The sequence below is a fragment of the Kitasatospora sp. GP82 genome, assembly GCF_029892105.1.
GTDB lineage: Bacteria > Actinomycetota > Actinomycetes > Streptomycetales > Streptomycetaceae > Kitasatospora.
On the sequence record NZ_JARZAJ010000013.1, the window covers coordinates 59566 to 72643 of the forward strand.

At 71.6% G+C, this 13078-nt stretch carries 12 protein-coding genes; 2 read left to right on the forward strand and 10 right to left on the reverse strand.

The genetic code is table 11. The features are described from left to right. Positions 1-66: 66 nt before the first annotated feature. The 5 genes from P3T39_RS15570 to P3T39_RS15590 all read right to left on the reverse strand — a co-directional run bounded on the left by P3T39_RS15570 (position 67) and on the right by P3T39_RS15590 (position 4778). Positions 67-759, reverse strand: coding sequence for a demethylmenaquinone methyltransferase (locus tag P3T39_RS15570; RefSeq protein WP_280698163.1), 693 nt, complete (start codon positions 757-759; stop codon positions 67-69). Between the two features lie 65 nt (positions 760-824). Next, positions 825-1424 (reverse strand): hypothetical protein, encoded by a 600-nt coding sequence (locus P3T39_RS15575; protein WP_280698164.1) that lies wholly within the window; start codon positions 1422-1424, stop codon positions 825-827. A 239-nt stretch (positions 1425-1663) separates the two neighbouring features. Next, positions 1664-2275, reverse strand: coding sequence for a hypothetical protein (locus P3T39_RS15580; RefSeq protein WP_280698165.1), 612 nt, complete (start codon positions 2273-2275; stop codon positions 1664-1666). Between the two features lie 3 nt (positions 2276-2278). Then, complete coding sequence (gene mqnC / locus P3T39_RS15585) at positions 2279-3487, reverse strand: cyclic dehypoxanthinyl futalosine synthase (protein ID WP_280698166.1); 1209 nt, start codon at positions 3485-3487, stop codon at positions 2279-2281. Positions 3488-3890: 403 nt separating this feature from the next. Further along, on the reverse strand, positions 3891-4778 hold the full coding sequence (locus tag P3T39_RS15590) for a menaquinone biosynthesis protein (RefSeq protein WP_280698167.1): 888 nt from the start codon (positions 4776-4778) through the stop codon (positions 3891-3893). 371 nt (positions 4779-5149) lie between these two features. Here P3T39_RS15590 and P3T39_RS15595 point away from each other — a divergent pair, with 371 nt between their 5' ends. Continuing rightward, positions 5150-5353, forward strand: coding sequence for a cold-shock protein (locus P3T39_RS15595; RefSeq protein ID WP_280698168.1), 204 nt, complete (start codon positions 5150-5152; stop codon positions 5351-5353). Between the two features lie 147 nt (positions 5354-5500). Here the strand turns inward: P3T39_RS15595 and P3T39_RS15600 are convergent, their stop codons facing one another. The 3 genes from P3T39_RS15600 to P3T39_RS15610 all read right to left on the reverse strand — a co-directional run bounded on the left by P3T39_RS15600 (position 5501) and on the right by P3T39_RS15610 (position 9986). Beyond that, complete coding sequence (locus P3T39_RS15600) at positions 5501-6721, reverse strand: pyroglutamyl peptidase (RefSeq protein WP_280698170.1); 1221 nt, start codon at positions 6719-6721, stop codon at positions 5501-5503. Between the two features lie 167 nt (positions 6722-6888). After that, positions 6889-8211, reverse strand: coding sequence for a dicarboxylate/amino acid:cation symporter (locus P3T39_RS15605; RefSeq protein ID WP_280698174.1), 1323 nt, complete (start codon positions 8209-8211; stop codon positions 6889-6891). Positions 8212-8534: 323 nt separating this feature from the next. Continuing rightward, the gene (locus tag P3T39_RS15610; protein WP_280698375.1) at positions 8535-9986 is read right to left on the reverse strand and encodes a penicillin-binding protein 2; all 1452 of its coding nucleotides are present in this window, start codon (positions 9984-9986) and stop codon (positions 8535-8537) included. Positions 9987-10282: 296 nt separating this feature from the next. Here P3T39_RS15610 and P3T39_RS15615 point away from each other — a divergent pair, with 296 nt between their 5' ends. Further along, a complete protein-coding gene (locus P3T39_RS15615) occupies positions 10283-11503 on the forward strand; it encodes an MFS transporter (RefSeq protein WP_280698175.1) in 1221 nt (406 codons plus the stop codon). A gap of 69 nt (positions 11504-11572) precedes the next feature. Here the strand turns inward: P3T39_RS15615 and P3T39_RS15620 are convergent, their stop codons facing one another. Beyond that, positions 11573-12607, reverse strand: coding sequence for a LacI family DNA-binding transcriptional regulator (locus P3T39_RS15620; protein WP_280698177.1), 1035 nt, complete (start codon positions 12605-12607; stop codon positions 11573-11575). Between the two features lie 28 nt (positions 12608-12635). Further along, positions 12636-12977 carry a DUF4229 domain-containing protein gene (locus P3T39_RS15625; RefSeq protein WP_280698181.1) on the reverse strand — a complete coding sequence of 114 codons (342 nt, stop codon included), beginning with the start codon at positions 12975-12977 and terminating at the stop codon, positions 12636-12638. Positions 12978-13078: the final 101 nt, after the last annotated feature.

Sequence of the window (13078 nt, forward strand, 5' to 3'; positions counted from 1 at the left end):
GAGTCTAACGAGGGCTTATCCGCCTAGGAGTTGCCCTACCCGGAGGCCGGAAGGTCGTGGCAGTACTCAGGTGTTGAAGCCCCGGTGCAGGGCCACGATCCCGCCGGTGAGGTTGCGCCAGGCCACCTTGGACCAGCCGGCCTCCTGCAACTTGGCCGCCAGCCCGGGCTGGTCGGGCCAGGCGCGGATCGACTCGGCGAGGTAGACGTACGCGTCCGGGTTGCTGCTGACCGCGGTCGCGACCGGCGGGAGGGCGCGCATCAGGTACTCGGTGTAGACCGTCCGCAGAGGCGTCCAGGTCGGGGTGGAGAACTCGCAGATCACCAGCTTGCCGCCGGGCTTGGCGACCCGGCGCATCTCGCGCAGGGCGGCGTCGGTGTCCTGGACGTTGCGCAGGGCGAAGGAGATGGTGACGGCGTCGAAGGTGCCGTCGGCGAAGGGCAGCTTGGTGGCGTCCCCGGCGGTCAGGGCCAGCTCGGGGTGGCGCTGCTTGCCCTCGGTGAGCATGCCGACCGAGAAGTCGCACGGTACGACCCTCGCACCGGCCTCCTCGAAGGGCAGCGAGGAGGTGCCGGTACCTGCACCGAGATCGAGCACCAGCTCGCCGGGCTTGGCGTCCACCGCTTCGGCCACCGCACGCCGCCAGGCGCGGGCCTGGCCGAGGGAGAGCACGTCGTTGGTGCGGTCGTACTTGGCCGCGACATCGTCGAACATCGCGGCGACTTCGTGCGGCTGCTTGTCCAGGGAGGCTCGGGTCACGTACCCATTGTTCACCCTGGCGGCCACGGCGGGAGCAACGGGTGCACGTCCGGCCCCGGGGCCGCTCAGCGCAGCGCGCGCCGACCGCCCTTGCGCCGCCGCCGGGAGCGCTTGCCGTGGGTGATGGCGGGCATCCCGTCGCCCAGGGCCTCGGTGGCGAAGGCGACCGTGGTGCTGAACCGGGCGCCGTGGCCACGGGTACGCAGCAGGGCGGCCTGGGCGGCTCGGCGGTGGCGCCGGATACGGACCACGCAGGCGGCGAAGAGCAGCAGGGCGACGGGCACGCTGGTGCGGGCGAGACCGACGCCGGCCGGCTGCGGGTAGCGCTTGCCGCAGACCCGGACGGCGCCGGCGTCGTCGGCGGCGTGTTCCAGACAGATCCGGTCGCCGACCTTGGCGTCCTCCGGGAGCCAGAGGTCGGCCGCCGTGCGCTGCTGGCCGTCGGCGAGGTAGCTGACCGCGCTGTAGGTGGCGCTGCCGGTCGGGAGCTGGGTGACGGTGCCCTCGGTGCGGACGGGGTGGGCGGCGATGCGGTCCGCCTGGTCGGCCTGGCGCCAGCCGAGCAGGCACATCCCGACCGCCAGCACGGCGCTGAGCACTGCGGCGAGGTACCAGCCTCGGCCGAGGCGCGCGCTGCGAAAGCGGGGGACGGTCGCGGATCGCATGGTTCCTGTCCTGGCTGACGGACGGGGCCTGGGGAGGGCCCGGTGGTGAGGTGGCCCGCTCCGGTCACCGGCTGGTGATCTGAGGGACTGTCCGGGATCGTAGCCGCTGGCGGGGCCTCAGGTCACGACAACGATCAATCAGTTCGTCGGACTATCAAGCATCCCTGCTGGTTTCCGGCCATTTCCGTCCGTATACCAGCCACCCTTCGCCCCCAGGGTCCGCCCTGCGACCGGGCTGGTCAGCGGCGCCGGAAGAGCAGCCGTCCACCGAGCACGGTGGCCAGACAGCAGCCCGCACCGGCCCGCGCAAGCTCCTCGGCCGAGCGCACGCCGAAGACCGCGAAGTCGGCCCGCCCGCCCACGGTCAACGGCCGGTGCACGGCCTGCGCCAGATCGGCGGAGGCCAGCGGGTCCAGACCGCCCACCGCGCCGTCCCCGGGCAGCGCGGTCAGCCCTGAGCGGGCCACCGCCGTCCGGACCGAGGGCAGCTCGAACGGGCCGGCCACCGCCGTCGTCCCGTACGCCAGCATCCGTTGCAGTCCGCGCCTGGCGCTGCCGCCCCGCCGCTCGGCGTCGGGCTCCTCGTCCAGCAGCAGCGGTTCGGCCCCCAGCTGCTCCCGGGGGTCGGGGTGGTAGGCGCGTTCGAGCAGCCAACTCCCGTACGGATTGAGCAGTCCGGGCGTCAGCAGGCCGTCCCACTGCCGTACCCGCGCCGCCGCGGCCCGCTCGGCCAGCTCGCCGTACGGCCCGAGCGCGGCGACCACGGCTCCATCCACCAGCACCGCCCCGTCGTCGATCGGCGGGGCGGTGGCGGAGGCCAGCAGCAGGCTCGCCCGATGCAGTGTGAGCATCGGTCAGTTGGTGCTGAGGATCTTCAGCTCGGGGTGCGCGGTGCCGCCCTCGATCGCGGTGGAGGCGATGTGCGAGGCAACCCGCGGATCGACCGGGTCGTTCGCCGGGTCGTCCAGCACCCGCAGGTGCTCGTACGTGGTGGAGCGCTGCGCGGGGACGCGACCGGCGGCACGGATCAGGTGGATCAGCTCGGTGAGGTTGGAGCGGTGCTTGGCCCCGGCGGCGGAGACGACGTTCTCCTCCAGCATCACGGAACCGAGGTCGTCGGCACCGTAGTGCAGCGAGAGCTGGCCTGCCTCCTTGCCGGTGGTCAGCCAGGAGCCCTGGATGTGGGCCACGTTGTCCAGGAAGAGCCGCGCGATGGCGATCATGCGCAGGTACTCGAAGACGGTGGCCTGCGTCGAGCCCTTGAGGTGGTTGTTCTGCGGCTGGTAGGTGTACGGGATGAAGGCGCGGAAGCCGCCCGTACGGTCCTGCACCTCACGGATCATGCGCAGGTGCTCGATCCGCTCGGCGTTGGTCTCGCCGGTGCCCATCAGCATGGTGGAGGTGGACTCGACGCCCAGGCCGTGCGCGGCCTCCATGATCTCCAGCCAGCGCTCGCCGGACTCCTTGAGCGGGGCGATCGCCTTGCGCGGACGCTCCGGCAGCAGCTCGGCGCCGGCACCGGCGAAGGAGTCCAGGCCCGCGCGGTGGATCCGGGTGATGGCCTCCTCGATGGAGACGCCCGAGATCCTCGCCATGTGGTCGACCTCGGAGGCGCCCAGCGAGTGGATCACCAGCTGCGGGAACTCGGCCTTGATCGCGGAGAAGGCGCGCTCGTAGTACTCGACGCCGTAGTCCGGGTGGTGCCCGCCCTGGAACATGATCTGGGTGCCACCGAGCTCGACCGTCTCCGCGCAGCGGCGCAGGATCTCGTCGAGGTCGCGGGACCAGCCCTTGTCGCTCTTCGGCGGCACGTAGAAGGCGCAGAACTTGCACGCCGTCACACAGACGTTGGTGTAGTTGATGTTTCGCTCGATGATGTACGTCGCGATGTGCTCGACGCCTGCGTAGCGGCGGCGGCGGACGGCATCGGCGGCGGAGCCCAGCGCGTGCAGCGGCGCGGAGCGGTAGAGCTCCAACGCCTCCTCGGGGGTGATCCGGCCCCCGGCAGCCGCACGGTCGAGGACGGCCTGCAGGTCAGTGGCGGTAGGGGACTGCTCGGACACCTGGCGGGCCTTCTTTCTCTCCAACGTCGGGTCGCCTCGGCCGAGCAGTAGCAGGGGACGGTTCGCTCGGCCGACATGACCGAACCAGCCTACGCCAGCACCCTTCCGCGGCCTTGCGCGCCCGCCGCAGTGCGCACGCGATCAGCCAGGCAACGCCTTTGGGCACCGCACACGGCCGGCCAGGCAACGCCTTCGGGGGCGCGGGGCTCTGCTTGATCAACTGCGTGCGCGACCGGCGCGCTACGGAGGTGCACGGTTGCTCGCGCAGTTCCCCGCGCCCCCCGAAAACCAGTGCTCGCGCTCCACGAGCAGCCGCGCAGTTCCCCGCGCCCCTTAAAAACCCACAGCTCCCCGCCGGCGGAGAAGGCCGCAGTTCCCCGCGCTCCTGGGTGCGTTGCCCAGGTCAGCCCACGGGCTGGGCGGCAGGTTCCAGGAGACGCACCGTCACGTCGGGGGCGAAGCCGCTGTCGTGGCCGATGCGTCGGGCGAACTCGGCGATGCCCGCCAACTGCCGCTCCCCCAGCGAGAAGTCGAGCGCCTCGCTGAAGTACCGCTCCAGTACGGGTGCCTCGAACGACTCCCAGCGGGCGGCTTGCGCGGCGACCCGGCCGGCCTCGGCCAGCGAAAGGTCACGCGACTCCAGGAAGGCCTGGTGCACGGCGGCGACCAGCTCGGGCCGGGACTCGACGTAGTCCCGCCGCGCGGCCCAGACCGCGAACACGAAGGGGAGTCCCGTCCACTCCTTCCACATCTCGCCCAGGTCGTGCACGGCCAGCCCCTGTTGAGGGGCCTGCTCCAGCGAGGCGCGCAGCGCCGGGTCCCCGATCAGGACGGCGGCGTCGGCCTCGGCGAGCATCGCCTCCAGGTCCGGCGGGCAGCTGAAGTAGTCGGGGCGGACACCCTCCCGCTCCTCCAGCAGCAGCCGCGCCAACCGGACGGAGGTACGGCTGGTGGAGCCGAGCGCGACCCGGCGGCCGTCCAGCTCGGCGAGCGGCAGTCGGCTGACGATCACGCAGGACATCACCGGGCCGTCGCTGCCCACCGCGATGTCGGGCAGCATCACGAGATCGTCGGCGTGCCGCAGGTACTCCACGCACGTGATCGGGCCGACGTCGAGCGTGCCGTTCACCAGCTGGTCGCTGAGCTTCTCGGGGGTGTCCTTGGTCAGGTCGAGGTCAAGGAGGTTGCCCGTCCTGGCCAGGCCCCAGTAGAGGGGCAGGCAGTTGAGGAACTGAATATGGCCAACTCGGGGCCTTACCGCCACCGAGCCACTCGCATCCCGATCAGTCACCGCATGCTCCCTCTGACTGCTCTGTTTGTACCCTCTCCGCAGGGTATGCCTGCCGACAGGCCGACGTGGCACCAGGCTTCCGACAGGCCGCCGACAGGCTGCCGACACATGGCTGAATCCCGGCGACACACCTGACGACGTACCCTTGGTCACCCCTGGTCGGGGCCGCCCTCGCGTGCTACCGTTCCACTCAGTTGCAGTTTGATTCCCCTTGCAGTACTTGAAGCCTGCGGAGCATGTAACCGCAGGCTTTTTGTAGTTTTTCAGCATTATCGAAAAACTCCGGAACAATCCGGAGGCAGGGCGATCAGCGCAGCGGACCGGATGCCACACGGTGTGGCAGCCAATACGTCCCTCGCAAGGAGAACGGCATGGCTCAGGGAACCGTCAAGTGGTTCAACGCTGAGAAGGGCTTCGGCTTCATCGCCCAGGATGGCGGCGGCCCCGACGTCTTCGTCCACTACTCCGCCATCAACGCGAACGGTTTCCGCTCGCTGGAGGAGAACCAGACGGTCTCGTTCGACGTCACCCAGGGCCCGAAGGGTCCGCAGGCGGAGAACGTCACCGTCGTCTGACATCTCCTCTTGATGATCTGATCGCTCGGGACCTCTTGTTGGTCCGAAGGCAGCCGGTATACGGCCGCCCCCAAGAGCATGATGAGAAGTACCAAGGGGGCCCGCCACGTCTCGTACGCGGCGGGCCCCCTGCCTTTTCACCCCCGCTCAGACGGACTTCAGCACGGCGAGTATCTGGGCGGTGATCGCCGCCTCGTTCCGCTCGTACTCCGGCCCGGTCAGCTGCGTCTCGTCGGCCGGGAGACCGGTCAGCACGGGAGTGTGCAGGTGGCCGCCGGGCATTTCGGGACGCAGCTCCATCCGCAGCCGGTTGCTGCGGTAGGCCACCTCGTTGGAGAGGTAGCCGCCGCCCCCGCCGGCCACCGCACGGGAGTGGGGGCTCGGCCCGTCCGTCCGGTCGACCGGCTCGCTCCGGCCGGCCGGGATCTCGGTCACCGCGGTGTTCAGCAGGACGGGGTACGGGGTCTGGGCGGCGGCCGTCATCGCCCCGGCCGGCAGGGTGCCTCGGATGAACTCGGGGCCGGGACCCATACCGGGGGCGGTCACCGGGTGGTCGCGGGTGCCACCGGAGAGGACGCCGTCGTTGTCGGTGTGCGGGTCGGCGGAACGGGCCCGGCCGGCCCAGCCCTCCAGAGTGAACTTTCCCGGGTAGCCCTGGCTGATGGTGGTGATCAGGTCGGCCGCGCGCGGCCCCGGGGCCAGTCCGGGGGCGAAGGCCCGCTCGACGATGCCGTGGTCGAAGTCGGCGTAGCGCACCGGCAGGACGACCGCGCGGATCTCGGCGCTCGTACCGTCGTCCAGGGTGATCCGGCGGCCGTTGAGGGCGAGGGCCGCTGCGCCCGAGGGGTTGCCGGTCCGCAGGTCCCGGTCCAGATTGAACGGGTCGAAGCCGCTGATGAAGATCCGGCGCACGCCCGGCAGCCCGCTGAACCGGTTGTCGGTGAGCCCGCGCGAGGCGTCCTCGAAGCGGGTCCGCAGGGCTGCCGTGTCCACCGGGAACCGCGGCCGCCAGCGCTCCAGACGGCCTGCCATCGTCAGCCGTGCCCAGTACAGCGGCCGGTCGTCGCCGCTGGGCAGGTCACCGCAGGACTGCCGCCCCTGCGCCCGGTCCACCGCCGACTGCCACAGCTCCGTGCCCCAGGCGTCCACCAGCCGCTCGGCCTCCCGTTCGCCGCGCACCTCGCGCAGCGCCGCCGGGAACCGCTCGGTGAACCGGCCGAAACCGGCGCGCCGTACCAGCTCTGCCGTCCTGGGGTCGGCCAGCCGCCCCTGCTCGACACCGACTGCCGTGTCCCCGGCCGCCACCTGGGCGGGCAGCACCGGAGTCGGCACCGTCACAGCCGTTTCCCACTTCTTCGAAGCGCTCATGCGGCGTGACCTTACGCACCGCCACCTTCGCGGCGAAGGGCTGCTTTCGGCCACTTCCCGTCCCGGAGGCCGCCCGGAAATGGTCGAGCCCGCACCCGGTGACCGGGTACGGGCTCGACGGTGCTGTGGTGCTGTGATGCTGTGATGCGTCAGGTGCGTCAGGTGCGTCAGGCTGCGACGGCGACCTTGGCGGTGGCGGGGGCCTCGTCGTAGAGGTCGCCGGTGGGGTTGTTGTAGGCGTGCAGGTCGAGGGTCTTCTCGCGGGCCGCGACCAGGATCGGGACGACCGACTGGCCGGCCACGTTGGTGGCGGTGCGGACCATGTCGAGGATCGGGTCGATGGCGAGCAGCAGGCCGACGCCCTCCAGCGGGAGGCCCAGGGTGGAGAGCGTGAGCGTCAGCATCACGATCGCGCCGGTCAGACCGGCGGTGGCGGCGGAGCCGATGACCGAGACGAAGGCGATCAGCAGGTAGTCACCGATGCCGAGGTGGATGCCGTAGACCTGGGCGACGAAGATCGAGGCCAGCGCGGGGTAGATCGCGGCGCAGCCGTCCATCTTGGTGGTGGCGCCGAACGGGACGGCGAAGGACGCGTACTCGCTGGGGACGCCGAGCCGCTCGGTGACCCGGCGGGTGACCGGCAGGGTGCCGACGGAGGAGCGGGAGACGAAGGCCAGCTGGATCGCGGGCCAGGCGCCCAGATAGAAGTTCAGCGGGTTGAGACCGCCGACGAAGCGCAGCAGGACCGAGTAGACGACGAACAGCACCAGCGCGCAGCCGACGTACACGTCGATCGTCAGGGTGGCGAAGGGCTTGAGCAGGTCCCAGCCGTACTTGGCGACGGACTTGCCGATCAGGCCGAGGGTGCCGAGCGGGGCGAGCCTGATGACCCACCAGAGCGCGGTCTGGGTGAGGTCGAGCACGGACTCGCTGAGCTTGCGGACGGGCTCGGCCTTCTCGCCGATCTTGAGGATGGCCGCACCGGTGACCGCGCCCAGGAAGACGATCTGAAGGACGTTCACCTCGACGAAGGAGGTGGCGATGTTGGTCGGGATGATCCCGGTCAGGAAGTCGACCCAGGAGCCTGCGTGATCCGGAGCCTTCAGCCCGGCGGTCGAAAGGCCCGCGCCCTGGCCCGGGTTGGTGAGCAGACCCAGGCCGAGACCGATGCCGACGGCGATCAGCGAGGTGACCAGGAACCAGAACAGCGTGCGGACGGCCAGCCGGGCGGCGTTGGTGACGTTGGCCAGGTTGGCGACGCTCACCACGATCGCGGCGAAGACCAGCGGCGGGACGGCCAGCTTGAGCAGCTGGACGAAGGTCTTGCCGATGGTGTCGAGGGTGGTGGTCAGCCAGGAGACGTCCTGGACCCGGGCGAGGTAGCCGAGGGCCAGGCCGAGGACGAGGCCACCGACGATCTGAACCCAGAAGGGCGTCTTACGGATCTTCCCGAACAGGGAGGGCGCTGGTGTGGAGGGCGCTGCGGACATGGTGGTGCGGCTCCGGGGGGCGGTGCGGGAGAGGGGGCGGCGGGGGCACGGCGGCACGGGCGCTGAAGCACCGGGCTGGGAGACCCGGGTGTCAGGAGGGGCGTACCGCCGGCATACAGCTGGGCGCACGACAGGGGCGCGGGCTGTCCGCAGCACCGGGCAGGCACGAGCAGGGCATGAGCGGGGTGCTCATCCCTTGCTGCGAAGGCGTGCCTGAGGTGGTCATGGCCCACACAGTAGCAACAAACCTTTGAGATGTTCAAAGTACTTGTTTGAGGTGTGGCCACGAACCATCTCGGGCGCGGCCCCACCGCGTCCGTCCGCTACTTCCCGAAGGCCGCCTTGATCATGGCCTTGGCGACCGGCGCGGCCAGGCCGCCGCCGGTGACATCGGACCGGTTGGCGGCGCCGTCCACGACCACCACCGCGATGGCGATCCGGTGCCCGCTGCCGTCGTCCGCGTAGGAGGTGAACCAGGCATACGGGGTGCCGCTGTTGTTCACGCCGTTCTGCGCGGTGCCGGTCTTGCCGCCGACCGTCACACCGTCCACCGCCGCCGCCGTCCCGGTGCCGGCGGTCACCACCGTGACCATCGCGGACTGGAGCTGACGGGCCGTCTTCTCGCTCATGGCCCGGGTGAGCTGCTGCGGCTTGAAGTCCTCGACGGTGCGGCCCTCGTGGTCGGTGAGCTTGTCCACCATGGAGGGCTGCATCAGCACACCGCCGTCCGCGATCGCGGAGGAGACCATGGCCATCTGCAGCGGGGTCGCGGTGACCGAGAACTGGCCGATACCGGTCAGCGCGAGCTGCGAGGGCTCCAGCTTGTCCGGGTACACGCTGGTGGCGGCCCGGACCGGGATGTCCAGCGTGCCGAGGTTGAAGCCGAACTTGGCCGCCTGCGCGGAGAGTCTGGCCTCGCCCAGATCGGCGGCCAGCTTGGCGAAGACGTTGTTGCAGGAGTACTGGAGCGCCACCCGCAGGCTGGCGTTGGTGCACGGGGCTGCGGGGTTCTCGTTGGTGATCTGCCTGCGGGTGTCCGGCAGGGTGTACGGGTCGGGGCTCACGGTGGGCGTGTCCACGTCCGGGTACAGGCCGTTCTCCAGCGCGGCGGCGGCCGTCACCAGCTTGAAGGTCGAGCCGGGGGCATAGGTGGAGCGCAGCGCGTGGTTGAGCATCGCCGAACCGCTGTCCGCACTGAGCAGCTTCCAGGCGGCCGCGTCGGCGTTCGACCGTCCGGCGATCGCCGAGGGGTCGAACGAAGCCGTGCTGACCAGGCCGAGAACGGCGCCGGTCGCCGGGTCGACGGCCACGGCCGCGCCCTGCTTGCCGTCGAGCGCGTCCCAGGCGGCCTTCTGCACCTTGGGGTCGATGCTGGTCACCACGTCGCCACCGGGCGGAGCGGTACGGGTGAGCGCGTCGGCGGGACCGGCCAGCCGGGGGTCGGTACCACTGAGCAGCCCGGAGTAGAGGCTCTCCAACTGGGTCGAGCCGTACGCCTGCGAGCTGTAGCCGGTCACCGGGGCGTACAGCGGACCGTCGGTGTAGCTGCGCTTGTAGGCGAGTTCACCACCGGTCGGGGTGGAGCCGGTGACGGGCTGCCCGCCGACCAGGATGTTGCCGAGCGGCTTGCCGTACCGCTCGATCGCGATCCGGGCGTTGGCGGGGTTGTTGTCGTACGAGTCGGCCTTGGCGACGGTCAGCCAGGTGGCGCGCGCCATCAGGAGCAGGACCAGCAGCAGACAGAAGGCGGCGGCACGGCGAAGCGGTCGGTGCATGGCGTCGCGGCGGCTCGGTTGGGTCTTCATCAGTCCCTGTACAGCCGCCGGGCTGGGCTCCCCATCCGTCCCGCGGCCTGGTCACGGCCGTCGGTCCCAGGCGGCCTGGCGAATCTGCATCTTCCGGACACTCCGACGACCCGGGCACCGCGCGCGGTTCCCGGTGCGACCCTCGCCACACCCGCCCGCCCCGGCCTCCGCTCCGATTGACCTGGTCTAGTTATACGTATAACTTGACTGACGCCGCCCCCGCCGCTCTGCCCGCACGCCCTGCCCGAACGGGAGAACCACCTGCCATGGGCTACCTCGCCCTGCTCCGCGCGCCCCATGTCACCCGACTCCTGTTCGGCACCCTGCTCGGGCGCCTGCCGGCCGGCATGACCGCCCTGGTCATCGCCCTCGCCCTGCGCGAGGCCCACACCCCGTACAGCAGGATCGGCCTGGCCACCGCCGCGTACGCGATCGCCGCCGCGATCGGCGGTCCGGTACTCGGCCGGATCGTCGACCGCACCGGACAGCCCCGGGTCCTGCTCGGCTCCGCCGTGGTCGCCGGGCTCGGCTACGCCCTGCTCGCACTCGCCCCCGGCTCGGCTATCGCCGCACCCGTCGGCGCCGCGATAGCCGGGCTCGCGATGCCGCCCCTCGAACCCTGCCTGCGCGCCCTGTGGCCCGCCGTGGTCGAGGAGGAGCAGCTGGACACCGCCTACGCCTTCGACTCCGCCTCCCAGCAGATCCTCTACGTCGCGGGCCCGCTCGCCGTGGCCGGGATCGCCGCCGCCTTCGGCCCGTCCACAGCCCTGTGGACAGCCGCCGTGCTCGGCCTGACCGGCTCACTGGTGGTCGCCACCGCCGCACCCGCCCGCGCCTGGCGGGCACCCGCGCGGGAGTCCTCCGCCGGACTGCTCGGGCCGCTGCGCTCCCTGGGCCTGGTACTGCTGCTGATCGGCCTGGCCGGCGCGGGCTGGACGGTCGGCGCCCAGAACGTCCTGTTCATCGCGTACGCCGAACAGCACCCGCACGGCCTGCCCGGCGGCGCGGGCACACTGCTCGCGCTGGCCGCCCTCGGCGGACTGCTCGGCGCGCTCGCGTACGGCACGGTCAAGTGGCGCAGCACCACCGCCACCCGCACCTGGGTGATCGCCCTCGCCATGGGCGCCTCCTACCTGCCGCTGCTGCTCCTGCCGGGACCCACCGCGATGGCCGCCCTCGCCTTCCTCTCCGGCATCGGCCTCGCCCCGCTGCTCGCCGCCGCCTTCGTCCTGGTCGCCGAACTCGCCCCCACCGGCACCGTCACCGAAGCCTTCGCCTGGCTGATCACCCTCTTCGCCACCGGCAACGCCGCGGGCTACGCCGTCTCCGGCGCCCTGGTCGGCAACTCGCTGCGTACCGTCGCCCTCTGCGCCACCGCCGGGATCTGCCTCGGCGGCCTGCTCCTCTTCGCCACCCGCCGCCTGTTCCATCCCGCAGCCGCCGGCGGCACCCACGACCGAGCGACAGAGCTGGTCCCGGCCCCCTGACCGGCCCAAGCACCGGCACGTGTCCGACCATGCACCGTCCAGGGGTGCGCTGCCGAGGTGGGGTGTGGTTCAGGCGGTGGTGGAGTTGCGCAGGACGAGGGTGGTGGCCAACGGCTCGGCGGACGGGGCGGGTTCGCCGCGGAGGAGGGCGGCGAGGGCGGCGACGCCGACGCGGCCGAGGTCCTCGCCCGGGAGGTCCACGGTGGTGAGCGGCGGGGCCAGCAGGTCGGCCACCGGGATGTTGTCGATGCCGACCACCGAGACGTCCGCCGGGATCCGCAGGCCGAGATCGGCTGCGGCCTGGTAGAGGCCCGAGGCCACCACGTCGTCGTCGCAGACCACCGCATGCGGCCGGTCGGGCCGGCTCAGCAGCTGGTGCGCCGCCGAACGGGCGGCCCGCTGCCCCTCGTTGAGGCTGACACCCACCTCGACCACCTCAAGTCCCTTGGTGGCGGCCTCGAACGCGGACTGCCGGACCCGGAAGGTGTACGCGGAGTGGGTCGAGCGCAGATGGCCGATCCGCCGGTGCCCCAAGCCCACGAGGTGCTCGACGGCCGCCCGCATGCCACCCGCGACGTCGAGCTCGAAGGTGGGCCTGGCGCGGCTGCCCGACGGGTCGGCGTCGAGGAACACGGCCGGGGTGTCGGCGGGCAGTTCGCCGAGTTGGCTGTCGTCCGGCGAGCAGATCAGCAGTCCGTCGAAACGGCTGGTGGTGGCGGCCTCGGCGAGCGTCGCGCTGCCCCAGCCGGAGCTGACCACCACGGCCAGGCCGTGCTTCCCGGCCTCCTCGTGGACACCGGCCAGCACCCGGCCGAAGAACGGGCCGAGGATGTTGGGCACCGCGAGCAGGATCATCCCGCTGCGGCCGAGCCGCAGTTGGCGCCCTGCCGCCTGCGGCCGGTAGCCGAGGCTGCGGGCGGCCTCACGGACCCGCTGCCTGGTCGCCTCGGAGACCCGGTGCGCGGCCTCGGAGCCGGAGAAGACCAGCGAGACGGTCGCCTGGGAGACCCCGGCCAGGCGTGCGACGTCCCGCCCGGTGGGCCTGCGCCCGGGCGCGGCGGAGCGCCCTTCGACGGCAGGGGCGTTGGGGTCCGGGGCGGTCATGGCGCTGGTACGGGTGGCGGGGCGGCCGTCAGTTCTTCGCGGACGCCGCGCGGACCGCCTCGTCCGCCGCGTCCTCCTCGGCGTTCTGGGTGGCGATCCGCTCGGCGGTGCGGTTGCGCATGGCGGCGACCTTGTCGGCGAGCTGGGCCGACATCTCGTCCCGCTGCTTGCTGAGCAGGACGTAGCTCAGCGGGGCGGAGACCAGCGCGGCGAGCAGTACCAGGAAGATCAGGCCGGTGGCGCCGGTCACCGGGATGACGCCGAAGTGGCCCAGCAGCACGGCGATCAGCAGGCAGCCGAGGAAGATGCTGGCCCGCATGGAGGTGTAGCGGAGCGTGGCGTGCTTCTTGCTGCTCACGTTGCTGCTCACGGTGGACTTCCTCACTGCAGGGATGCGGCCGGGCTGGTCCGGCGCGCTGTGCGCCGGCCTTCCAGTGAAGCATGCCCGATGTGCGGGCCCGATCGGGCCAC

What these genes read in the sequence shown, in the direction of transcription:
- P3T39_RS15575 (WP_280698164.1), bottom strand. Translation starts at nt 1,424, where the DNA reads ATGCGATCCGCGACCGTCCCCCGCTTTCGCAGCGCGCGCCTCGGCCGA.
- P3T39_RS15580 (WP_280698165.1), bottom strand. Translation starts at nt 2,275, where the DNA reads ATGCTCACACTGCATCGGGCGAGCCTGCTGCTGGCCTCCGCCACCGCC.
- P3T39_RS15595 (WP_280698168.1), top strand. Translation starts at nt 5,150, where the DNA reads ATGGCTCAGGGAACCGTCAAGTGGTTCAACGCTGAGAAGGGCTTCGGC.
- P3T39_RS15600 (WP_280698170.1), bottom strand. Translation starts at nt 6,721, where the DNA reads ATGAGCGCTTCGAAGAAGTGGGAAACGGCTGTGACGGTGCCGACTCCG.
- P3T39_RS15605 (WP_280698174.1), bottom strand. Translation starts at nt 8,211, where the DNA reads ATGTCCGCAGCGCCCTCCACACCAGCGCCCTCCCTGTTCGGGAAGATC.
- P3T39_RS15610 (WP_280698375.1), bottom strand. Translation starts at nt 9,986, where the DNA reads ATGCACCGACCGCTTCGCCGTGCCGCCGCCTTCTGTCTGCTGCTGGTC.
- P3T39_RS15615 (WP_280698175.1), top strand. Translation starts at nt 10,283, where the DNA reads ATGGGCTACCTCGCCCTGCTCCGCGCGCCCCATGTCACCCGACTCCTG.
- P3T39_RS15620 (WP_280698177.1), bottom strand. Translation starts at nt 12,607, where the DNA reads ATGACCGCCCCGGACCCCAACGCCCCTGCCGTCGAAGGGCGCTCCGCC.